This window comes from Enterococcus sp. DIV1537a, from assembly GCF_051712085.1.
Taxonomy (GTDB): Bacteria; Bacillota; Bacilli; order Lactobacillales; family Enterococcaceae; genus Enterococcus; species Enterococcus faecalis.
This window is the reverse complement of record NZ_JBIOOE010000001.1, coordinates 1,545,632-1,567,436: the sequence shown is the minus strand read 5'-3', so window position 1 is coordinate 1,567,436 and position 21,805 is coordinate 1,545,632. Positions and strand designations below refer to the sequence as shown.

22 protein-coding genes are annotated in these 21,805 nt (G+C 37.3%); 21 read left to right on the top strand and 1 reads right to left on the bottom strand.

Annotated features, from left to right (window positions below; genetic code table 11):
• Positions 1 to 59: 59 nt before the first annotated feature.
• From IGJ41_RS07800 to IGJ41_RS07725, 16 genes are all read left to right on the top strand, one after another.
• Positions 60 to 1,376, top strand: coding sequence for a DEAD/DEAH box helicase (locus IGJ41_RS07800; RefSeq protein ID WP_002381824.1), 1,317 nt, complete (start codon positions 60 to 62; stop codon positions 1,374 to 1,376).
• Positions 1,366 to 2,052 carry a ComF family protein gene (locus IGJ41_RS07795; RefSeq protein WP_153853969.1) on the top strand — a complete coding sequence of 229 codons (687 nt, stop codon included), beginning with the start codon at positions 1,366 to 1,368 and terminating at the stop codon, positions 2,050 to 2,052. Before IGJ41_RS07800 ends, IGJ41_RS07795 begins: the two co-directional genes overlap by 11 nt.
• A gap of 138 nt (positions 2,053 to 2,190) precedes the next feature.
• On the top strand, positions 2,191 to 2,742 hold the full coding sequence (hpf, locus tag IGJ41_RS07790; protein ID WP_002357293.1) for a ribosome hibernation-promoting factor, HPF/YfiA family: 552 nt from the start codon (positions 2,191 to 2,193) through the stop codon (positions 2,740 to 2,742).
• A gap of 255 nt (positions 2,743 to 2,997) precedes the next feature.
• Positions 2,998 to 5,535: a preprotein translocase subunit SecA gene (gene secA / locus IGJ41_RS07785; protein WP_010817353.1), complete on the top strand. Its 2,538-nt coding sequence runs from the start codon at positions 2,998 to 3,000 to the stop codon at positions 5,533 to 5,535.
• A 76-nt stretch (positions 5,536 to 5,611) separates the two neighbouring features.
• Positions 5,612 to 6,713, top strand: a protein-coding gene (gene prfB, locus IGJ41_RS07780; protein WP_111997025.1) for a peptide chain release factor 2 whose coding sequence is annotated in 2 segments (ribosomal slippage) — positions 5,612 to 5,683 and positions 5,685 to 6,713 — 1,101 coding nt in all. Because the reading frame shifts where the segments join, the coding sequence is not laid out codon by codon here.
• A 105-nt stretch (positions 6,714 to 6,818) separates the two neighbouring features.
• Positions 6,819 to 7,505, top strand: a complete 687-nt coding sequence (gene ftsE, locus IGJ41_RS07775) for a cell division ATP-binding protein FtsE (protein WP_002361935.1) — start codon at positions 6,819 to 6,821, stop codon at positions 7,503 to 7,505.
• On the top strand, positions 7,498 to 8,382 hold the full coding sequence (gene ftsX / locus IGJ41_RS07770) for a permease-like cell division protein FtsX (RefSeq protein WP_002364071.1): 885 nt from the start codon (positions 7,498 to 7,500) through the stop codon (positions 8,380 to 8,382). The genes ftsE and ftsX overlap by 8 nt, the downstream gene beginning before the upstream one ends.
• 175 nt (positions 8,383 to 8,557) lie before the next feature.
• Positions 8,558 to 9,412: a phosphate ABC transporter substrate-binding protein PstS gene (locus IGJ41_RS07765; RefSeq protein ID WP_002357298.1), complete on the top strand. Its 855-nt coding sequence runs from the start codon at positions 8,558 to 8,560 to the stop codon at positions 9,410 to 9,412.
• Between the two features lie 122 nt (positions 9,413 to 9,534).
• A complete protein-coding gene (gene pstC, locus IGJ41_RS07760) occupies positions 9,535 to 10,455 on the top strand; it encodes a phosphate ABC transporter permease subunit PstC (protein ID WP_002357299.1) in 921 nt (306 codons plus the stop codon).
• Positions 10,455 to 11,339: a phosphate ABC transporter permease PstA gene (gene pstA / locus IGJ41_RS07755; RefSeq protein ID WP_002357300.1), complete on the top strand. Its 885-nt coding sequence runs from the start codon at positions 10,455 to 10,457 to the stop codon at positions 11,337 to 11,339. Before pstC ends, pstA begins: the two co-directional genes overlap by 1 nt.
• A gap of 16 nt (positions 11,340 to 11,355) precedes the next feature.
• Entirely contained in the window at positions 11,356 to 12,165 is an 810-nt protein-coding gene (gene pstB / locus IGJ41_RS07750; protein ID WP_002357302.1) for a phosphate ABC transporter ATP-binding protein PstB, read from the top strand.
• A 10-nt stretch (positions 12,166 to 12,175) separates the two neighbouring features.
• Positions 12,176 to 12,934 carry a phosphate ABC transporter ATP-binding protein PstB gene (pstB, locus tag IGJ41_RS07745; protein ID WP_002357303.1) on the top strand — a complete coding sequence of 253 codons (759 nt, stop codon included), beginning with the start codon at positions 12,176 to 12,178 and terminating at the stop codon, positions 12,932 to 12,934.
• Between the two features lie 14 nt (positions 12,935 to 12,948).
• A complete protein-coding gene (phoU, locus tag IGJ41_RS07740; protein WP_002357304.1) occupies positions 12,949 to 13,626 on the top strand; it encodes a phosphate signaling complex protein PhoU in 678 nt (225 codons plus the stop codon).
• Between the two features lie 209 nt (positions 13,627 to 13,835).
• On the top strand, positions 13,836 to 15,437 hold the full coding sequence (gene liaX / locus IGJ41_RS07735) for a daptomycin-sensing surface protein LiaX (RefSeq protein ID WP_078131206.1): 1,602 nt from the start codon (positions 13,836 to 13,838) through the stop codon (positions 15,435 to 15,437).
• A 74-nt stretch (positions 15,438 to 15,511) separates the two neighbouring features.
• The gene (locus IGJ41_RS07730; RefSeq protein WP_002357306.1) at positions 15,512 to 15,835 is read left to right on the top strand and encodes a PspC domain-containing protein; all 324 of its coding nucleotides are present in this window, start codon (positions 15,512 to 15,514) and stop codon (positions 15,833 to 15,835) included.
• On the top strand, positions 15,835 to 16,191 hold the full coding sequence (locus tag IGJ41_RS07725) for a phage holin family protein (protein ID WP_002357307.1): 357 nt from the start codon (positions 15,835 to 15,837) through the stop codon (positions 16,189 to 16,191). The genes IGJ41_RS07730 and IGJ41_RS07725 overlap by 1 nt, the downstream gene beginning before the upstream one ends.
• Positions 16,192 to 16,226: 35 nt before the next feature.
• Here the strand turns inward: IGJ41_RS07725 and IGJ41_RS07720 are convergent, their stop codons facing one another.
• Entirely contained in the window at positions 16,227 to 17,189 is a 963-nt protein-coding gene (locus tag IGJ41_RS07720) for a GIY-YIG nuclease family protein (protein ID WP_071981466.1), read from the bottom strand.
• A 209-nt stretch (positions 17,190 to 17,398) separates the two neighbouring features.
• On the opposite strand from IGJ41_RS07720, the gene hprK reads away from it, so the two are divergent.
• The 5 genes from hprK to IGJ41_RS07695 all read left to right on the top strand — a co-directional run bounded on the left by hprK (position 17,399) and on the right by IGJ41_RS07695 (position 21,793).
• Positions 17,399 to 18,334 (top strand): HPr(Ser) kinase/phosphatase, encoded by a 936-nt coding sequence (hprK, locus tag IGJ41_RS07715; protein WP_002357309.1) that lies wholly within the window; start codon positions 17,399 to 17,401, stop codon positions 18,332 to 18,334.
• Positions 18,335 to 18,351: 17 nt separating this feature from the next.
• Positions 18,352 to 19,185: a prolipoprotein diacylglyceryl transferase gene (lgt, locus tag IGJ41_RS07710; protein WP_002381830.1), complete on the top strand. Its 834-nt coding sequence runs from the start codon at positions 18,352 to 18,354 to the stop codon at positions 19,183 to 19,185.
• 68 nt (positions 19,186 to 19,253) lie between these two features.
• A complete protein-coding gene (locus tag IGJ41_RS07705; RefSeq protein ID WP_002357312.1) occupies positions 19,254 to 20,276 on the top strand; it encodes an NAD(P)H-dependent glycerol-3-phosphate dehydrogenase in 1,023 nt (340 codons plus the stop codon).
• 11 nt (positions 20,277 to 20,287) lie between these two features.
• On the top strand, positions 20,288 to 21,184 hold the full coding sequence (gene galU, locus IGJ41_RS07700) for a UTP--glucose-1-phosphate uridylyltransferase GalU (RefSeq protein WP_002357314.1): 897 nt from the start codon (positions 20,288 to 20,290) through the stop codon (positions 21,182 to 21,184).
• Between the two features lie 177 nt (positions 21,185 to 21,361).
• A complete protein-coding gene (locus IGJ41_RS07695; RefSeq protein WP_438714187.1) occupies positions 21,362 to 21,793 on the top strand; it encodes a DUF948 domain-containing protein in 432 nt (143 codons plus the stop codon).
• The last annotated feature ends 12 nt before the right edge of the window (positions 21,794 to 21,805 follow it).

Sequence of the window (21,805 nt, the reverse complement as noted above, 5' to 3'; positions counted from 1 at the left end):
TTGTCTTTTTTTCGCAAAAAAGCTAGAGAAATGCGTATTTTATAATTGAGGTGGTTAACATGGAAGACTTGCATGGACGTAAAATAATTTTTGAAGAATCAGAACGTTCAATACAGACAAAACTGGTTTATTTACCAACAATGTTAGAGCGTTCCCCCCTAACAATTCAATGTCAGCGGTGCGGGGAAGTCGTATCCAAAAAAGAAAACAGACTGGCGACAAATGTATACTACTGTCATGCGTGCATTCAATTAGGCCGTGTGACTTCTTGTCAAAAATTTTGCCATTTACCAGAAAGACCCAATAGCCCAAGAACTGTCTTTTTTGAGTGGTCTGGACAATTAACAAAGGGACAGCAAGCGATCTCGGTTGAACTTTGTGAGACAGCAAAAGCAAGAGAGAATCGCTTAGTGTGGGCAGTTACAGGTGCAGGCAAAACAGAAATGTTATTTGCTGTTTTGCACCAAACCTTACAAGAAGGTGGGCGAATTGCGCTGGCTTCGCCGCGTGTCGATGTTTGCTTAGAACTGTTTCCCAGAATCCAAGCGGTTTTTCCTCACGAAGCAATTGCTTTACTTCATGGAAACAGTCAAGAGCCGTATCGTTATACGAAACTAGTGATTTGCACCACGCATCAATTATTGAAATTCCATCAAGCATTTGATTTACTTATCGTTGATGAAGTCGACTCTTTTCCTTTTGTTAATAACGAGCATCTTTATTATGGAGTGCGTAACGCACGAAAAAAAAGAAGTAGTTTGGTGTACTTAACAGCAACCCCTACGAAAGAATTGCGGAAGCTTTTACAGCAAAAGAAGTTAGCAGCCAGTATTTTGCCAGCAAGATATCACCGTAGGCCATTACCTGTGCCACGCCGATTTTGGGTTCAGTCGTGGCAACGTCTTTCTAGCAAAAATATTAAAATCATTGCACATCATTTGAAACGTTTATTGGTGCGTAATTCAGTTTTACTATTTTGCCCAAGCATTTCATTAATTCACCAATTGCATGCATTAATAGCTGAGCGATTTTCCGACAAAGAAGTTGTCGCTGTTTATGGTAGTGATGAGCTTCGCCTGGAAAAAGTTCAAGCAATGCGTCAGCAGAAAACGGATATTTTGATCACTACAACCATTTTAGAACGTGGTGTGACTTTTGATGCAGTCTCAGTTATTGTTTATGGTGCCAATCATCGAGTCTTCACTTCTTCAACACTTGTCCAAATTGCGGGCCGAGTCGATCGAAGACAAGAATTCAATTACGGCGAAGTTTTATTTTTACATGATGGGGAAACAAGAGACATGAAAGAGGCAATTCGGCAAATAAAGCAAATGAATCGCTTGGCTAGCAAAAGAGGGATGTTAGATGGATTGTAAAAATTGCGCAAGCCCCATTCGTTTGGAGATAACATTAAAAATGCTCTTACGTTTTAACAAATGGATGAGCCCTTCACTTTGCCAGCACTGCCAAGCAAAGTTCCAGAAACTGCCAATGACAGGCACTTGTTTTGGCTGTAGTCGCGTCAGCCAAGAGCGCTATTGTTTTGATTGTCAAAGGTGGCAGCTGCTTTATCCAGAGTATTCTTTTCATAATGCAGCGTTGTTTCATTATGATGAAGGAATGCAAGAGTGGATGGAACGCTATAAATTTCAAGGAGACTACCGCTTAAGAATGTGTTTTAACGAGGAAATCAACTTTTACTTTCAGCAACAATCTGCGGACTATATTATTCCGGTGCCCTTATCCGAAAAACGAATGCAAGAACGAGGCTTCAACCAAGTAATTGGCTTACTAGAAGCGGCTGATGTTCCGTACAGCCCTTTTTTAATTAGAAAAGAGGAAAATGTTCCGCAATCTAAGAAAACTAGAAAGGAAAGGATGCAGTTGCAACAACCATTTGCCATCCAAAAAGAAAACCAAAAAAAATTAAAAAATTGTTCTGTTATTTTGGTGGATGACATCTATACCACTGGACGAACTCTTTTCCACGCAGCTGCTGTTATCAATGACTGTTATCCTAAAAGTTTGAATACGTTTACTCTCGCGCGGTAAAAAGAAAAGAATTCATAAATTTGATGACTATTTTGTTGGCAAAACCCAGATTATTCGATATAATGAAATTAAGAAGAAGGGAATTAAAGAGTGGTCCTTTAATCTTTTCTTTACTGGTAGATGAAAGGGGTAATTGTTATGTTTAGATATAATGTACGTGGAGAAAATATCGAGGTAACCGAAGCGATTCGAGACTATGTTGAGAAAAAAGTCGGTAAATTAGAAAGATATTTCAGCGATTCACCTGAAGCAACGGTTCATGTGAATTTGAAAGTGTACACTGAAAAAACAGCCAAAGTCGAGGTTACTATTCCTCTTCCTTATCTAGTTTTACGAGCTGAAGAAACGTCACCTGATTTATACGCAAGTATTGATTTGGTTGTCGATAAATTAGAACGACAAATTCGTAAATTTAAAACAAAAATCAACAGAAAATCTCGTGAAACAGGACGTAACAATACAAAAGCCGCTGTCTTCTTAGTTGGTGAAGAAACAGAAGAAACACCTTCAGAATTAGACATCGTTCGTACAAAACGTCTATCATTAAAACCGATGGACAGTGAAGAAGCTGTTTTACAAATGAACATGTTAGGACACAACTTCTTCATTTTTGAAGATGCTGAAACAAATGGAACAAGCATTGTTTACCGTCGTAAAGATGGCAAATATGGCTTGATTGAAACAGACTAAAGCTTAAAATAAGAGCTGAAATGCCTTCGTGCATTTCAGCTCTTTAAACATCTTTAAAGCACGGAGTAAAGAAAAAATAAAGAAATACATAAAATAACTTTAAAAGTTCCTCTTTTAAAGGAAAATGTCTGTAAAATAGAGAGAAATGGTTTTCTTTCTCGTCAAGTAATGATAAAATAAAACGGATAGATTGTGCTTCTTGTACAAAAAGGATACAAAAATAAAAAGAGGTAATTGAAAGGAACACAGATACCAATGGCAAATTTTTTGAAAAAAATGATCGAAAACGATAAAAAAGAATTAAGACGATTAGAAAAAATCGCCGATAAAATTGATGCACATGCAAGTGCAATGGAACAACTAAGCGATGAACAATTACGTGAAAAAACAGATGAATTTAAAGCCCGTTATCAAAAAGGGGAAACCTTAGACGAACTATTACCAGAAGCGTTTGCGGTTGTCCGTGAAGCTGCTAAACGTGTACTAGGTTTATTCCCATACCGTGTCCAATTAATGGGTGGGATTGTGCTTCATGACGGGAACATTCCTGAAATGAGAACAGGTGAAGGGAAAACCTTGACTGCCACAATGCCTGTATACTTGAATGCACTATCTGGCGAAGGAGTACACGTTGTTACAGTTAATGAATACTTAGCAACCCGTGACTCTAACGAAATGGGAGAATTATATAATTTCTTAGGCTTAAGCGTTGGCTTAAACATTAACTCTAAATCTTCTGATGAAAAACGTGAAGCGTATAACTGTGATATCACTTATAGTACAAATAACGAATTAGGATTTGACTATTTGCGTGATAACATGGTTGTTTATCGCAGCCAAATGGTTCAACGTCCATTAAACTATGCAATTGTCGATGAAGTGGATTCAATCTTAATTGATGAAGCAAGAACCCCATTAATTATTTCTGGACAAGCTGAAAAATCGACAGCACTCTATACGCGTGCCGATAATTTTGTCAAACGCTTAAAAGAAGACGAAGATTACAAAATTGATATTCAGTCTAAAACAATTGGTTTAACAGAAGCAGGTATTGAAAAAGCGGAACAAACTTTCGGATTGGATAACCTTTACGATATTGAAAATACAGCATTAACGCACCATTTAGATCAAGCGTTACGGGCAAACTATATCATGTTACTAGACATTGATTACGTGGTTCAAGACAATAAAGTCTTAATTGTTGACCAATTTACTGGTCGTATCATGGATGGTCGTCGTTATTCTGATGGCTTGCATCAAGCGATTGAAGCAAAAGAAGGCGTCGAAATTGAAGATGAAACAAAAACAATGGCGACGATTACGTTCCAAAACTACTTCCGGATGTACAAAAAACTAGCCGGGATGACTGGTACTGCTAAAACAGAAGAAGAAGAATTCCGTGAAATTTACAATATTCAAGTCATTCAAATCCCAACCAATCGTCCAATTATCCGTGACGATCGTCCAGATTTACTTTATCCAACCTTAGAAAGTAAATTTAATGCAGTGGTGGAAGATATTAAAGAACGTTACCACAAAGGACAACCAGTGTTGGTGGGGACTGTTGCGGTAGAAACGTCAGAATTACTTTCTGATAAATTAAACGCAGCTAAAATTCCTCATGAGGTATTAAATGCGAAAAATCACTTTAAAGAAGCCGAAATCATTATGAATGCCGGTCAAAAAGGCGCAGTTACAATTGCAACAAATATGGCTGGTCGTGGAACGGATATTAAACTTGGTTTAGGTGTACTTGAACTAGGTGGTCTAGCGGTTATCGGGACAGAACGTCATGAGTCACGTCGTATTGATAATCAGTTGCGTGGACGTGCAGGACGTCAAGGGGATCCAGGGGTTTCACAATTTTATTTATCTTTAGAAGATGACTTAATGAAACGCTTTGGTTCAGAACGAATTAAAACATTCTTAGAACGAATGAATGTGCAAGAAGAAGATGCAGTTATTCAAAGTAAAATGTTTACTCGCCAAGTAGAATCTGCTCAAAAACGTGTGGAAGGAAATAACTATGACACACGTAAAAATGTCTTACAATACGATGACGTGATGCGCGAGCAACGTGAAGTTATTTATGCGCAACGACAAGAAGTAATTATGGAAGAAAATGACTTGTCTGATGTATTGATGGGCATGGTAAAACGGACGATTGGCCGAGTGGTGGATAGCCATACACAATTAGAAAAAGAAGAATGGAATTTAGATGGGATTGTCGATTTTGCAGCCTCAACACTTGTCCATGAAGATACGATTTCTAAAAAAGATTTAGAAAATAAATCAGCTGAAGAAATCAAAGACTACTTAGTGGCACGTGCGCAAGAAGTATTTGAAGAAAAATCTCAACAATTGAATGGTCAAGAACAATTGCTAGAATTTGAAAAAGTAGTCATCTTGCGTGTCGTCGATACTAAATGGACAGATCACATTGATGCGATGGATCAATTACGCCAATCTGTCGGCTTACGTGCATACGGTCAAAACAACCCATTAGTAGAATATCAAACAGAAGGTTATTCTATGTACAACAATATGGTGGGTTCAATCGAATATGAAGTAACACGTTTATTCATGAAATCGGAAATTCGCCAAAATGTCCAACGTGAGCAAGTAGCTCAAGGACAAGCGGAACATCCAGAAACAGAACAAGATGCAGCTGCACAAAGCAACACAAGTGCGAAGCGTCAACCTGTGCGTGTAGATAAAAAAGTGGGCCGTAATGATTTATGCCCATGCGGAAGTGGCAAAAAATTCAAAAATTGTCATGGGAAAAACGCTTAATTAAAGAAAAAACGCAGGGTGGGGCAATTTGTCCCGCCTTTGCTCTTTTTACCATAAAGAGAAAGAAGGAATCATTTTGGAAAACCCAGAAATTCGTACATTATTAGACGAAATGACACAAAAAATTACTAGCTTCAGGAGGTCTCTTTGACTTAGACCAGTTAGAAGAAGACATTGCCGAGGCGGAAAATCGGATGGGAGAACCTGGTTTTTGGGACAACACAGAAACGGCTCAAAAGCTAATTAACGAAACCAATAGTTTGAAAGAAAAATATCAACAATTTCATCAGCTCTCTGAGGAACTTGACGAATTAACGGTGATGTTTGAATTACAACAAGAAGAATATGATGCAGAGATTCAAGAAGAATTGGAAGAAAGAATTCATCTCTTGCAAGAACGTTTAACAACTTATGAGCTATCCTTACTACTAAATGAGCCATATGATCATAATAACGCCCTAATTGAATTACACCCTGGTGCCGGTGGTACTGAATCACAAGATTGGGGAAGTATGCTTTTACGAATGTACACACGTTGGGCAGAAAGTCACGGTTTCCAAGTTGAAACGTTGGATTACCAAGCTGGAGATGAAGCAGGGATTAAAAGTGTCACCTTATTAATCAAAGGTTACAATGCTTATGGCTACCTAAAATCAGAAAAAGGTGTCCATCGTCTTGTGCGGATTTCGCCCTTTGATTCCGCTAAACGCCGTCATACTTCGTTTTGTTCAGTTGATGTAATGCCTGAATTAGACGACACAATAGAAATTGCGATCAATCCAGATGACTTAAAAATTGATACCTATCGAGCAAGTGGTGCCGGTGGTCAGCATATTAATAAAACAGAATCAGCTGTTCGAATCACACATATTCCAACAGGCACCGTTGTCGCAAGCCAAGCACAACGTTCTCAATTAAAAAACCGTGAGCAAGCAATGAGTATGTTAAAAGCCAAATTATATCAATTGGAAATGGAAAAGAAAGCCCAAGAAGCAGCAAGTTTACGTGGTGAACAAATGGAAATTGGCTGGGGCTCACAAATCCGTTCTTACGTGTTCCATCCGTATTCAATGGTCAAAGACCATCGGACAAATTACGAAACTGGCAATGTGCAAGCTGTGATGGATGGAGACCTTGATGGTTTCATTGATGCCTACTTAAAACAGCGCTTAAGTTAAGCTCTTCATTAAATTGAAATAAAAATGTAACTTAATGCAAGAAGTTTGCAATATTGACATGTTATAATGAGTAGGATTGAAGAAAAAAGAGATGGAGAGAACGCCATGATTGAAATGAAAGATGTAATGAAGAAATATTCGAATGGTACAACAGCGATTCGAAATATTTCAGTAGAGATTGACCAAGGCGAGTTCGTCTATGTGGTTGGTCCCTCAGGTGCAGGGAAATCAACCTTTATTAGATTAATGTATCGTGAAGAAAAAGCAACAAAAGGTAATTTGACAGTTGCAGGTCATGATTTAATGAAAATAAAAAATAAAGAAGTTCCTTATTTACGTCGTGAAATCGGCATCGTTTTCCAAGACTATAAACTATTACCAAAGAAAACTGTGTATGAGAACGTGGCCTATGCGATGCAAGTTATCGGACGACGTCCTCGCGAAATCAAAAAACGCGTGATGGAAGTTTTAGATTTAGTCGGTCTAAAACATAAGGTACGTGTTTTTCCAAGCGAACTTTCTGGTGGGGAACAGCAACGGGTATCCATTGCACGAGCAATCGTAAATACACCGAAAGTTTTAATTGCCGATGAACCAACTGGAAACTTAGATCCAGAGAATTCATGGGAAATCATGAAATTGTTGGACCGGATTAACGCACAAGGAACAACAGTCGTGATGGCAACGCATAATAGTACAATTGTAAATACGATTCGTCACCGTGTTATTGCCATTGAAAATGGTCGCATTATCCGTGACCAAGTGGAAGGAGAATACGGCTACGATGATTAGAACATTCTTTTCTCATTTATTTGAAAGTATCAAAAGTTTAAAACGGAACGGTTGGATGACTGTTGCCTCAGCAAGTGCGGTTACAATTACATTAGTTTTAGTTGGTATTTTTATGGGCGTTATTTTTAATGCAACGAAACTTGCTGATGATATCGAAAAAAACGTGACAGTGTCTGTCTTTGTCGATATTGGTACAAAACAAAATGAAATGAAAACATTAGAAAAACAACTTAAAGGATTAGACAATGTTGAAGATATTTCTTATTCAAACAAAGATCAACAATTGAAAAAAATCCAAGAACAAATGGGGGATGCCTGGAATCTTTTCGAAGGCGACAGTAACCCATTATATGATGTGTATTATGTTCGTGCGAAAACACCAGAAGACACGAAAGATATTGCGAAACAAGCAGCTAAATTCCCAAGTGTTTTTAAAGCCGATTACGGTGGTGTAAACTCAGACAAAATCTTTAAAATCGCTCAAACCGTTCGAACTTGGGGCTTAGCAGCTGCTGCATTACTTTTATTCGTTGCAGTGTTCTTAATTTCCAACACCATTCGGATTACGATTTTATCTCGTCAAAAAGAAATCCAAATTATGCGTCTTGTAGGAGCGAAAAACAGTTTCATTCGTTGGCCGTTTTTCTTAGAAGGTGCTTGGATTGGGTTGATTGGCGCAATCGTGCCAGTCATTATTATGACGTTAGGCTACCATCAAGTTTATAACATGTTTAACCCGCAGTTATTGCGTTCGAATTATTCATTAATTCGTCCAGAAGATTTTATCTGGAAAGTCAATCTATTAATGATTGCAACAGGAATGATTATTGGATCACTAGGTTCAGTTATTTCAATGCGTCGTTTCTTGAAAATTTAAACGAAAAAAAGCTCTCCATTTTGGAGAGCTTTTTTTGTTTTAGTTTTAAAATACTTGTTATTTAATTTAAGAGTTTTCTCAGTTGTACCAACAAATTGATAACATATAATTTTCAAGTCCTACATATAATGGTAAAATAGAATGGATTGAAATTAATTGGAGGAATAATGAATCGATGAAAAAAAGATTGCTATTATTTATTGGTTTGGCAAGTATACTTACTTTGACAGGATGTGCAAAATGGATTGATCGTGGTGAATCCATCACAGCGGTAGGTTCATCAGCTTTACAACCATTAGTAGAGACAGCGAGTGAGGAATATCAAAGCCAAAATCCGGGAAGATTTATTAATGTCCAAGGTGGCGGAAGCGGAACAGGTCTGAGTCAAGTCCAATCTGGCGCGGTAGACATTGGTAATTCTGATTTATTTGCAGAAGAGAAAAAGGGCATCAAAGCAGAAGACTTAATTGATCATAAAGTTGCTGTTGTTGGGATTACACCAATCGTTAACAAAAATGTTGGTGTCAAAGATATCTCAATGGAAAATTTAAAGAAAATCTTTTTAGGTGAAGTAACAAACTGGAAAGAACTTGGCGGGAAAGACCAAAAAATTGTTATTTTGAATAGAGCGGCCGGTAGTGGTACGCGCGCTACTTTTGAAAAGTGGGTCTTGGGAGATAAAACAGCCATTCGTGCGCAAGAACAAGATTCCAGCGGCATGGTTCGTTCCATTGTTTCTGATACACCAGGAGCGATTAGTTATACCGCATTTTCATATGTTACTGATGAAGTAGCTACGTTAAGTATTGATGGTGTTCAGCCAACAGATGAAAATGTAATGAACAATAAATGGATTATTTGGTCTTATGAACACATGTACACTCGTAAAAATCCAAGTGATTTAACCAAAGAGTTTTTAGACTTTATGTTGTCAGATGATATCCAAGAACGTGTGATTGGTCAATTAGGGTATATTCCTGTTTCGAAAATGGAAATTGAACGGGATTGGCAAGGAAATGTCATTAAATAATTCTCTTAACACAAAATTTACAAACTTAACATAAAATTTACATGTTATTAAAAACAAATTGATGTAAAAAAGGTACACTATTTTTATCTGTAAAAGTTGGATTGTTTGAGGAGGAAATATTCTTGGAAGATGTACAGAAAAAATTATTAACAAAATCGAAAAGAGCCAAGATGGAGCAACGAGGGAAATTTATTAGTTTCCTATGTATTGCCTTAATTGTAGCAGTGGTTGTTTCAATTTTCTATTTTGTTGCAAGTAAAGGACTTGCTACATTCTTTAAAGATAAGATTAACGTGTTTGATTTCTTATTTGGAACAAACTGGAACCCAAGTGATATCGGCGCAGACGGTAAACCCATGGTTGGGGCTTTACCAATGATTGCGGGTTCCTTTATTGTAACGTTTTTGTCAGCGATTGTTGCGACGCCATTTGCGATTGGAGCGGCTGTTTTTATGACAGAAATTTCACCTAAAAAAGGAGCAAAATTTTTACAACCAGTTATTGAATTACTTGTAGGGATTCCCTCTGTTGTTTATGGATTTATTGGTTTATCTGTCATTGTTCCTTTTGTCCGTTCAATCTTTGGCGGAACTGGCTTCGGTATTTTAGCTGGTACGTTTGTGCTATTTGTCATGATTTTACCAACGGTCACTACGATGACCGTAGATGCATTAAAAGCCGTGCCTAGACATTATCGTGAAGCGTCGTTGGCGCTTGGTGCTACGCGTTGGCAAACGATTTATAAAGTTGTCTTGCGGGCAGCTGTGCCTGGTATTTTAACTGCGGTGGTCTTTGGTATGGCTCGTGCGTTTGGTGAAGCCTTAGCAATCCAAATGGTAATCGGAAATGCAGCTGTGATGCCAACTAGTTTGACGACACCAGCTTCGACACTAACAAGTATTTTGACAATGGGGATTGGGAATACGATTATGGGAACAGTTGAAAACAACGTTCTTTGGTCTTTAGCCTTGATTCTATTGTTGATGTCTTTACTATTCAACATTGTTATCCGAATTATCGGTAAGAGAGGAGCCTTAAAATAATGAATGCAAAAAAAGCAGATAAAATCGCAACAGGTATCTTATATGCCGTATCTGGCGTCATTGTTTTAATTTTGGCGGCCTTACTGATTTACATTTTAGCTAGAGGAATTCCACATATTTCGTGGGAATTTTTAACACAACCATCCAGAGCCTATCAAGTTGGTGGTGGGATTGGTATTCAGCTGTTTAACTCACTATATTTACTATTGATTACAATGATTATTAGTATTCCAATTTCATTAGGTGCTGGAATTTACTTATCGGAATATGCGAAAAAGAATTGGTTAACTGATTTAATTCGTACCTCGATTGAAATTTTAAGTTCATTGCCTTCCGTTGTTGTCGGGCTGTTCGGCTTCTTGATTTTCGTTGTACAAATCGGATATGGCTTTTCAATCTTATCAGGTGCGTTAGCATTAACATTTTTTAACTTACCATTATTGACTAGAAATGTTGAGGAATCTTTGAAAGCCATTCATTATACACAGCGTGAAGCGGGGTTAGCCTTAGGTCTTTCACGTTGGGAAACAGTTAAAAAAGTTATTTTGCCAGAAGCATTACCAGGAATTTTGACAGGTGTTATTTTGAGTTCTGGTCGGATTTTCGGTGAAGCCGCTGCGTTAATTTATACAGCAGGACAAAGCGCACCTGCCTTAGATTTCAGTAATTGGAATCCATTGAGCGTTTCAAGTCCAATTAGCATTTTCCGTCAAGCGGAAACGTTGGCTGTGCATATTTGGAAAATTAATACCGAAGGAACGATGCCAGATGGCGCTGCGGTCTCAGCAGGTGCCTCCGCTGTGTTAATTTTAGTAGTTTTACTTTTCAATTTCGGCGCTCGTTTTATCGGCAACCGTCTTTATAAGAGAATGACATCAGCTTAATGTTAGGGGAATTAGCATGAAAGAATACAATTTAAATGATACCCATTTACTTCAACTAGATAGCCAAAAAGACCCGATTGCGTTACACACGGAAGACTTACATGTCTTTTACGGGGACAATGAGGCTATCAAAGGTGTTGATTTGCAATTTGAAAAGAACAAAATAACCGCCTTAATTGGACCTTCTGGTTGCGGTAAATCCACGTATTTACGTTCGCTAAATCGTATGAACGATGGCATTGCCAATTCACGTGTTACTGGAAAAATCATGTATAAAGATGTCGATGTCAATACGAAAGAAGTTGACGTCTACGAAATGAGAAAACGCATTGGCATGGTTTTTCAGCGGCCCAATCCATTTAGTAAATCTATCTATGAAAATATCACATTCGCATTGAAACAGCATGGTGAAAAGGATAAGAAAAAATTAGATGAAATCGTTGAAACAAGTTTGAAGCAAGCCGCACTTTGGGATCAAGTGAAAGATAACTTAAACAAAAGCGCCTTAGCTCTGTCTGGTGGGCAACAACAACGTTTGTGTATCGCTCGGGCAATTGCGATGAAACCAGATATTTTATTGTTAGATGAACCGGCAAGCGCGTTAGATCCGATTTCAACAGGAACGGTTGAAGAAACGTTAGTGAATTTAAAAGATGATTACACGATCATCATTGTGACACATAACATGCAACAAGCGGCGCGGATTAGTGACTATACAGCTTTCTTCTATATGGGTAAAGTCATTGAATACGACCATACAAGAAAAATCTTTACACGACCAAAAATTCAAGCAACGGAAGACTACGTTTCAGGACATTTTGGTTAGGAGGAGCAAGATGGGCAAAGAAATTATTTCATCAAAAGATTTACATTTATATTACGGGAAAAAAGAAGCATTGAAAGGCATTGATTTAACTTTTAATCAAGGAGAATTAACTGCCATGATTGGTCCTTCTGGTTGCGGGAAGTCAACGTATTTACGTTGCTTGAATCGTATGAATGATTTAATCCCAGACGTAACTATTACTGGAAGTGTCGTCTATAAAGGAAAAGATATTTATGGACCGAAAACAGATAACGTTGAATTACGTAAAGAAATTGGCATGGTTTTCCAACAACCTAATCCATTTCCGTTTTCAGTTTATGAAAATGTGATTTATGGCTTGCGCCTAAAAGGAGTCAAAGACAAGCAAGTCTTAGATGAAGCAGTTGAAACCAGTTTGAAAGCTGCTGCCGTTTGGGAGGATGTCAAAGATAAACTTCACAAAAGTGCACTTTCACTTTCTGGTGGACAACAACAGCGGGTTTGTATCGCTCGTGTTTTAGCTGTGGAACCGGATATTATTTTATTAGATGAACCAACTAGCGCCTTGGACCCAGTTTCTAGTGGTAAAATTGAAAACATGCTGTTAACATTAAAAGAGAAATATACCATGATTATGGTGACACATAATATGTCACAAGCATCACGGATCTCTGATAAAACGGCCTTCTTTTTACAAGGTGATTTAATTGAATTTAATGACACGAAAAAAGTATTTTTAAATCCAAAAGAAAAACAAACAGAAGATTACATTTCTGGTAAATTTGGTTAAAAGGGGGAAAAAGAATGTTACGGACACAATTTGAAGAAGAACTATTGAATCTGCACAATCAATTTTATGAAATGGGTATGATGGTTAGTAGTGCCGTCCATAAATCCGTGAAGGCATATATTAATCATGATAAAAAATTGGCTCAAGAAGTGATTGATCGCGATATTGAAATTAATGATATGGAAGTCAAACTTGAGAAAAAGAGTTTTGAAATGATTGCGTTACAACAACCAGTGACAACAGACTTACGTATGATTATTACTGTTATGAAAGCTAGTTCGGATTTAGAAAGAATGGCGGACCATGCCGTTTCAATTGCTAAATCAACGATTCGCTTAAAAGGAGAAACACGTATTCCTGAAATTGAAAAAGAAATTTCAGATATGTCTGATTATGTGAAAAAAATGGTGGATAATGTTTTAATCGCCTATGTTAAAACGGATCAAAAAGATGCACGAATGATTGCACAAATGGATGATCGTACTAATGAATATTTCGATAGTATTTACAAACATGCCGTAGAAGCAATGAAAGCTAATCCAGAAACGGTCATTAGCGGAACTGATTATCTACATGTGGCACAATACTTGGAAAGAATTGGCGACTATGTCACAAATATTTGTGAGTGGATTGTTTACTTGGCAACTGGTAAAATTACCGAATTGAATAGTAATCGTGACGAACAATTTTAAGAAAAACAAATAAAAAAAACTAGGAGACGGCCTTTTTTAGACCAATTCCTAGTTTTTTTAGCGTAAAATGAACTGATTTTATAAAACTAGTCCTTACTAATGAGAAGAAATCGTTCTTAAGTCCTATGACAAATGATCAAAAACAAGGCATAATAATGCATGTAAGGAAAACACTATTGAGTGAAAAATTTGCTAAGGAGGCAATATCCATGAAAGAAAGAGAACGCGTATTAGAATTAGTGAAAAAAGGTATTCTAACGTCAGAAGAAGCGTTAATTTTATTAGAAAATATGGCAACTGAAAAAGATGAAAAACAAATCGAAAAAGCTGCTGAAAAAGTCGATACACAAAATATTGGAACAACAAATAAAGAAGATCAAGTCGCAGATTTAATGGATGCATTAGAAAAAGGCGAATCAGAAGGACCTACTGTTGATCCGTTTGAAGAAAATACACAGGACAGTGCAGAAAAAGATCGTGAAAACTTAGAAAGAATTCTTGATGAGTTAGCAACAAAAGCCAATCGTGCTTCGGCTGAATTGGACGAAGTCAACGCAGAAATTGCCGGCATCAAAGAAGAAATTAAAGAAGTCGCAGAAGAAATTGGAACATTAGATACAAAAGAAGAGTTAGATGCATTAACAGAAGATGAACAAGTTCAACGAAAAGACTTGCACGTTTTACTTGCACAATTAGAAGAAAAATTAGCGACTCAAAGTACTGAAAAAACAGCACTGGAAGAAGAACTAAAAAACATTCGCAAAGAACAATGGAAAGGTCAATGGAATGATACAAAAGAAAAAGTTTCTTCTCAATTCTCTGAAGAGTGGAAAGATCAAGCCACAGACACCTTTAACCAAGTCGGCGGCAAAGTTGCCGAAGTTGGCGGCCAAGTGGGAGAATTCTTGAAAAAAACATTTAATTCTTTCAGTGACACCATGAATGATAATGTGGAATGGAAAGACATTAAAATGAAAGTTCCTGGTGTGGCAACAACTAAGTTTGAACATGAATTTAACTATCCAAATCCACAAGCAAGTTTAATTGATGTCAAGGTAGCAAATGGTACCGTGGTTTTCAAAACTTGGGATCAAGAAGATGTGAAAGTCGAAGCAAAAATCAAATTATATGGTAAAATGGCAGGAGATTCACCAATGGAAGCTTTCTTAGAACGAAGTGACATTGATGTGGATGATGAAACGATTTCTTTCCAAGTGCCAAACAAACGGGTGAAAGCAGATTTAACGTTCTATTTACCAAAACGCACTTACGATCATGTATCTGTTAAATTATTAAACGGAAATGTCTTAGTAGAAGAGTTAACAGCGAAAGATGTTTACACAAAATCAACGAATGGGACGATTACGTTTAAAAAAATTGATGCAACTATGTTAGAAATTGAAGGTGTGAATGGTGAAATTAAAGTCCTAGAAGGAACGATTTTAGATAACATTATTGAAACAGTCAATGGTGATGTGTCTATTTCCGCGGCACCAGAAAGTCTAAGTGTTTCTCTGATTAATGGAGATATCCGCATTACAGCTAAAGAAAAAACGCTTCGCCGTGTTGAAGCAAGCTCTGCAAATGGGAATATCAAATTGGCCTTGCCAAATGACTTAGGTGTTGAAGGGCAAGTGAAAACTAATTTAGGTAGTATTAACAGCCGTTTAACAGATATTGAAGTTGTTCGTGAAAAGAAAGATCGCGGCAATCAACAATTACATTTTAGACGTGTACTGGAAGAATCAATGGCTCAAATTAATGCTTCTACAACAACGGGAAGTATTTTCCTAAAAGATACGGATAAATAATTAATAATTTTAAGCTAGATGGGCTGACGAATCAGCCTTTCTAGTGTAAAATTTAGTAGACGAGGTGAAAACATATGAAAAGAAAACTAACAAAATCTCCGAATAACGTGGTTTTAACAGGAAGCTTAGCTGGGATTGCTGATTGGCTAGGAATTGACCCAACAATTATTCGTGTCGTTTATGTCTTGCTCAGCTTTTTCTCAGCAGGATTTCCAGGCATTCTCTTATACATTGCCTTAGCAGTCTTGATCCCTTCTGGAAGAACAGGAAGCGATCGCGGCTACGGCCATCAAAATCCTTATAATAGAAATGTTCGCAATGAAAATCCTTATGCTGCCAATAAAAAGCAACGTAAAGAAGCGGAAAAAATTGATGATGACGAATGGAGTGACTTTTAATGACATATTTTCAGCGATTGGTTGTTAATACACTGACATTCATTTCTTTATCAGTTGTTTTTCCTGGCATGATTCATGTGAGAGGCATAATGCCTGCAATTATTGCCGCCTTTGTTCTCTCAATCCTAAATATGTTGGTGAAACCAGTCTTAACAATCTTGTCGCTCCCATTTACTTTATTAACGTTTGGTCTATTTAGCTTTGTTGTCAATGCAGCGATTTTACAAATGACCTCGTTTTTTGTGGGGGAAATGAACTTTGGCTTCTCAAGTTTTTGGGCAGCGGTGCTAATGGCTGTAATTATGTCAATTGTCAATACGATCGTTACGGATCACAATTTATCGAAATATGAATAAAAAAAGCCTGAAGAGCGCAGCATAAAATGCGTTCTTCAGGCTTTTTCGATGGTTAAATTTTCTAGGTGACATTCTGGATGGCGGCTGATATAGCCATATAAAATGTTTAAAAAATCAACTTGTTGCTTCGAGTAATGCTCAATTGTTTTCGGTGGTTTTTTGGGCATGATTTTTTTTGCTAGTTCAAGCGGTGAATATTTTTGAAACGTTTGTTTAGTTACAACACGTGTTGCTACCACCAAGCCTTGGTAAATTAAATAGTATTTGATTTTTTTCTGACAAGGTAACCACATCAGTTGCCAATCTCGTTGGTTAGCTTGACTAATTCGTTGATTTTGGTTTGCAAAGCGCGTCAGAAAGAGCCAATCTTCCTTGAGTTTTGCCGCTTTTTCGAAGGCTTGTTTTTCAGCAGCCTCTTGCATTTGTTGAGCAATTCGTTTGATTGGTTCTCGTCCTTGATTATGGAAAAAGTCGAACAATTCTTGTTGAAATAGTTCGGTCGGAATGGCACTCTCTTTTTGAAAGGTTTGATGCCAGTAGTTGGTTGGGACGAAATCGTAGATATTATCCAAAATTATTTTTAAACGGTTTAATTTTCGGCGAATCGAATAAGGACCAAAACAGTTCTCTTTAGTGGGAATATTTAAGAGTTTAATCTCTAATTGCCGCTCATTAACGGCTACCGATACATAAGAATATTGTTCATAAGCATTCATTTGGCGATTGTAGCGCGGCCGATACTGTTGAATCAGTTGACATTCTAGGAGGAGTGCATCCAATTCTGTGTCAGTATGGAGAACATCGAAGTCTATAATTTGTTTGACTAAACGCATCGTCTTTCGAGAATGTTGATTACTATTAATAAAATAGCTCGACACGCGATTTTTTAATTTTTTGGCTTTACCCACATAAATAATTGTGTCGGTTGCGTCTTTCATTAAATAAACACCCGGTGTTAACGGTAATTGATGGGCTTTTTCCTTTAAATATTCTTTCATAAGTTTCCTCTTTTCTTAAAAGGATCGGCTTCAAGTATACAAAGTTTTCTGAAATAGTCAAGTAACAGAAATAGCATAGGTAATTTCACTGAAAAATAGTTTCATTTTTTTAAAATATGATAATTCTAGGAATTATCTAGTGAATAGCTAGAAACTTGTATTTTTAAATGATAAAATATAACAAGTAGCAGAAAGGACTGACATTCGATATGACAGAAGTGGTAAAGATTTATCAACTGGTAGAAAATCTTTCTTTAGAAGTAGTATACGGAGATGAAGAAAGCTTAAATAGAACAATTAAAACTGGTGAAATTTCCCGGCCAGGTTTAGAATTAACTGGGTATTTTAATTATTATTCCCATGACCGTTTACAATTATTTGGGAGCAAAGAAATTACCTTTGCAGAACGAATGATGCCTGAAGAGCGTTTATTAGTGATGCGCCGTTTATGTGCGAAAGATACTCCAGCCTTTATAGTATCCAGAGGACTAGAAATCCCCGAAGAATTAATTACAGCAGCAAAAGAAAATGGGGTTTCTGTGCTACGTTCACCGATTTCAACTTCCCGTTTACTAGGGGAACTATCCAGTTATTTAGATGGCCGTTTAGCTGTTCGGACAAGTGTCCATGGGGTTTTAGTTGATGTTTATGGACTTGGTGTTTTGATTCAAGGAGATAGCGGTATTGGTAAAAGTGAAACAGCTTTAGAGCTTATTAAACGTGGACATCGGCTAATCGCAGACGATCGCGTCGATGTTTATCAGCAAGATGAATTAACCGTGGTTGGAGAGCCACCAAAAATTTTGCAGCATTTAATTGAAATTCGTGGTATCGGGATTATTGACGTCATGAACCTGTTTGGAGCTAGTGCGGTCCGTGGCTTTATGCAAGTTCAACTGGTTGTTTATTTAGAGGCATGGGAAAAAGACAAGAAATATGATCGCCTCGGTAGTGATGATGCAATGGTTGAAATAGCTAACGTTGATGTCCCTCAGATTCGTATTCCTGTTAAGACCGGCCGAAATGTGGCCATTATCATTGAAGTGGCAGCAATGAATTTCCGCGCGAAGACAATGGGCTATGATGCAACAAAAACGTTCGAAGAGCGCTTAACCCGTTTGATTGAAGAAAATTCAGGAGAATAGAAGGAGAAGATGTGATGATGTTAGCTCAAGTAAATTCAATTGCATTTCGCCTTTTCGGTATTCCCGTCTATTGGTATGCAATTATTATTGTTTCAGGGATTGCTTTAGCTGTTTGGCTAAGTAGTCGTGAAGCCGTTCGTGTTGGTTTAAAAGAAGATGATGTCTTTGACTTTATGCTCTGGGGATTACCTGCAGCAATTGTTGGCGCGCGCTTGTATTACGTCGCTTTTCAATGGCAAGATTATGTAGACAATCCGATTGAAATTTTCTTTACTCGAAATGGTGGCTTAGCGATTTATGGTGGTCTTATTGGTGGGGGACTGGCGCTGTTTTTCTTTACGCGTCATCGTTTCATTTCTACATGGACTTTTTTAGATATTGCCGCACCAAGTGTGATTTTAGCGCAAGCAATTGGTCGCTGGGGCAACTTTATGAATCATGAAGCCTATGGGCCAGCGACCACCAGACAATTTTTAGAAAATCTCCATTTACCAACGTTTATCATTGATAACATGAATATCAACGGAACGTATCATCAACCAACATTTTTATATGAATCTGTCTGGAATGTTTTAGGCTTTATCGTTTTAGTGTTATTACGCAAAAAGCCACACTTTTTAAAAGAAGGCGAAGTCTTTTTAGGTTATATAATATGGTATTCTTTCGGCCGCTTCTTCATCGAAGGGTTACGGATGGACAGTTTGTATGCGTTTAGTAATATTCGTGTCTCACAATTGTTGTCTTTAGTGATGTTCGTGGCAGCAATTGTTATTGTGATTGTTCGTAGAAGGAATCCCAATTTGAAATTTTACAATCGGGAGAAACAAAAGAAAAAAATAACAACTTCTTAATCCAACTTGATCGAAGAATATGGTAAACTAGAGAAGCAACGTTGTTTAGCGAAAGGAGAGTTTCACCGATGAAACAAAAAGTCGCTGTTTTAGGACCAGGTTCCTGGGGGACAGCTTTAGCTCAAGTATTAGCCGAAAATGGACACGAGGTCTGTATTTGGGGAAATAAACCAGAGCAAATCGATGAAATAAATACAAAACATACCAACAAACATTATTTACCAGAATTAATCTTACCTACTTCAATTCAGGCAACCACTGATTTAGCCACTGCTTTAGTAGATGTTGATGCGGTACTGTTTGTGGTACCAACTAAAGCCATTCGTTCAGTAGCACAAGAAGTGGCCCAACATTTAAAAACAAAACCAATTATTATTCATGCAAGTAAAGGGCTCGAGCAAGGTACACATAAGCGAATTTCAGAAGTAATAGCGGAAGAGATTCCAGCAGAAAAACGGCAAGGGATTGTGGTTTTATCTGGTCCAAGCCATGCAGAAGAAGTCGCTGTTCATGACATCACAACCATTACAGCAGCAAGCGAAAATTTAGCAGACGCTGTGTATGTGCAAGAGTTGTTTATGAATGATTACTTTAGAATATATACGAATGATGATGTGATTGGTGTAGAAACAGGGGCGGCCTTAAAAAATATTATTGCTTTGGGCGCCGGAGCGATTCATGGCTTAGGCTTTGGTGATAATGCCAAAGCGGCAATTATGACTCGTGGTTTAGCAGAAATTAGTCGTTTAGGGGTTGCGATGGGAGCAAACCCATTAACATTTATTGGTTTAAGTGGTGTTGGGGATTTAATTGTTACTTGTACAAGTGTCCATTCTCGAAATTGGCGTGCGGGTAATTTATTAGGAAAAGGTCATAAGTTAGATGAAGTCTTAGAAAACATGGGCATGATTGTAGAAGGTGTTTCAACAACTAAAGCAGCCTATGAATTGGCACAACAACTAGAAGTCGAAATGCCAATCACAGAAACAATCTACAATGTCTTGTACAATGACGAAGATGTACAACAAGCAGCAAAAGAAATCATGTTGCGTGATGGCAAAACCGAAAACGAATTTACACTTGATTTTTAGGAGGAAAAAAGATGAAAGTTAAAAAGGCAGTTATTCCAGCAGCTGGGTTAGGAACACGTTTCTTGCCGGCTACTAAAGCGATGGCAAAAGAAATGTTACCGATTGTTGATAAACCAACGATTCAATTTATTGTAGAAGAAGCACTAGCTTCAGGAATCGAAGATATTTTAATTGTGACAGGCAAAGCCAAACGTCCGATTGAAGATCATTTCGATTCAAATGTTGAATTAGAAAATAATTTAAAAGAAAAAAATAAAACCGATTTATTGAAATTAGTCGAAGAAACAACGGATGTTAATTTACATTTTATTCGTCAATCCCATCCGAAAGGCTTAGGACACGCTGTTTTACAAGCGAAAGCATTTGTTGGCAATGAACCTTTTGTCGTGATGTTAGGCGACGATTTAATGGAAGATAAAGTGCCATTAACGAAACAATTAATGGATGATTACGAACAAACACATGCTTCGACAATTGCGGTAATGAAAGTACCCCATGAAGATACTTCAAAATATGGTATTATCAATCCAGAAAAAGAAATCGAAAAAGGACTATACAATGTCGAGAACTTTGTTGAAAAACCAAAACCTGAGGAAGCACCAAGTGATTTAGCGATTATCGGCCGTTATTTATTAACCCCTGAAATTTTTGATGTACTTGAAAATCAAAAACCAGGCGCTGGTAACGAAATTCAGTTAACAGATGCGATTGACACTTTAAATAAAACACAACGCGTTTTTGCTCGTGAGTTTAAAGGAGAACGTTACGACGTTGGCGATAAATTTGGGTTTATGAAAACAAGCATTGAATATGGGTTGACTCATCCAGAAGTAAAAGATAATTTACGAGAATACATTATTAATTTAGGTGCTCAATTAGCGAAAAAAGAGCAACCAAAAGAAAAATAAATAAAAATAAGCGTAAAATTTCAATTCGTTAGAAGGAAATTTTACGCTTATTTTCTTAAAGAAAAGGGCATGAGAATTTTATAAAATAAATTGTCATTCTTAGCTTTATGAGTTGTGAAAAATATAAGTTGGTGTTATCCTAAGATTATAAATAAAATTTCAGAGGGGAGTAATGATATGTCAGGTGGGGAAATTGCTGCCTTAATTGCAGCGGTAGCATTTGTTGTTTTAGTCATCTTTTTAGTACTAGTGTTATATAAAGTTTCTCAAGTTGTTTCAAAAATTGAAGATACAATTGATGAAACAAATACAACAATCAAAGTCGTGACTAGCGATGTGAATGTATTGAGTCGCCAAGTGGAAGGCTTGCTTGTTAAAAGCAATGAACTATTAACAGATGTGAATCAAAAAGTGGCAACGATTGATCCGTTGTTTACGGCCGTTGCTGATTTAAGCGAAAGTGTCTCTGAATTGAACACCTCAAGTAAACATTTGATTACGAAGGTAGGAACCGTAGGGAAAGGCACAGCGAAAGCTGGTTTAGTGAGTAAAGTAGGCGGTTCTGCTTATAGAGCAATGCGTTCAAAAAATAAAAAAACAAATAACTAATTGGAGGAGATT

Coding starts and splice junctions, on each gene's coding strand:
- IGJ41_RS07800 (WP_002381824.1), top strand. CDS start 60: ATGGAAGACTTGCATGGACGTAAAATAATTTTTGAAGAATCAGAACGT.
- IGJ41_RS07795 (WP_153853969.1), top strand. CDS start 1,366: ATGGATTGTAAAAATTGCGCAAGCCCCATTCGTTTGGAGATAACATTA.
- hpf (WP_002357293.1), top strand. CDS start 2,191: ATGTTTAGATATAATGTACGTGGAGAAAATATCGAGGTAACCGAAGCG.
- secA (WP_010817353.1), top strand. CDS start 2,998: ATGGCAAATTTTTTGAAAAAAATGATCGAAAACGATAAAAAAGAATTA.
- ftsE (WP_002361935.1), top strand. CDS start 6,819: ATGATTGAAATGAAAGATGTAATGAAGAAATATTCGAATGGTACAACA.
- ftsX (WP_002364071.1), top strand. CDS start 7,498: ATGATTAGAACATTCTTTTCTCATTTATTTGAAAGTATCAAAAGTTTA.
- IGJ41_RS07765 (WP_002357298.1), top strand. CDS start 8,558: ATGAAAAAAAGATTGCTATTATTTATTGGTTTGGCAAGTATACTTACT.
- pstA (WP_002357300.1), top strand. CDS start 10,455: ATGAATGCAAAAAAAGCAGATAAAATCGCAACAGGTATCTTATATGCC.
- pstB (WP_002357302.1), top strand. CDS start 11,356: ATGAAAGAATACAATTTAAATGATACCCATTTACTTCAACTAGATAGC.
- pstB (WP_002357303.1), top strand. CDS start 12,176: ATGGGCAAAGAAATTATTTCATCAAAAGATTTACATTTATATTACGGG.
- phoU (WP_002357304.1), top strand. CDS start 12,949: ATGTTACGGACACAATTTGAAGAAGAACTATTGAATCTGCACAATCAA.
- liaX (WP_078131206.1), top strand. CDS start 13,836: ATGAAAGAAAGAGAACGCGTATTAGAATTAGTGAAAAAAGGTATTCTA.
- IGJ41_RS07730 (WP_002357306.1), top strand. CDS start 15,512: ATGAAAAGAAAACTAACAAAATCTCCGAATAACGTGGTTTTAACAGGA.
- IGJ41_RS07725 (WP_002357307.1), top strand. CDS start 15,835: ATGACATATTTTCAGCGATTGGTTGTTAATACACTGACATTCATTTCT.
- IGJ41_RS07720 (WP_071981466.1), bottom strand. CDS start 17,189: ATGAAAGAATATTTAAAGGAAAAAGCCCATCAATTACCGTTAACACCG.
- hprK (WP_002357309.1), top strand. CDS start 17,399: ATGACAGAAGTGGTAAAGATTTATCAACTGGTAGAAAATCTTTCTTTA.
- lgt (WP_002381830.1), top strand. CDS start 18,352: ATGTTAGCTCAAGTAAATTCAATTGCATTTCGCCTTTTCGGTATTCCC.
- IGJ41_RS07705 (WP_002357312.1), top strand. CDS start 19,254: ATGAAACAAAAAGTCGCTGTTTTAGGACCAGGTTCCTGGGGGACAGCT.
- galU (WP_002357314.1), top strand. CDS start 20,288: ATGAAAGTTAAAAAGGCAGTTATTCCAGCAGCTGGGTTAGGAACACGT.
- IGJ41_RS07695 (WP_438714187.1), top strand. CDS start 21,362: ATGTCAGGTGGGGAAATTGCTGCCTTAATTGCAGCGGTAGCATTTGTT.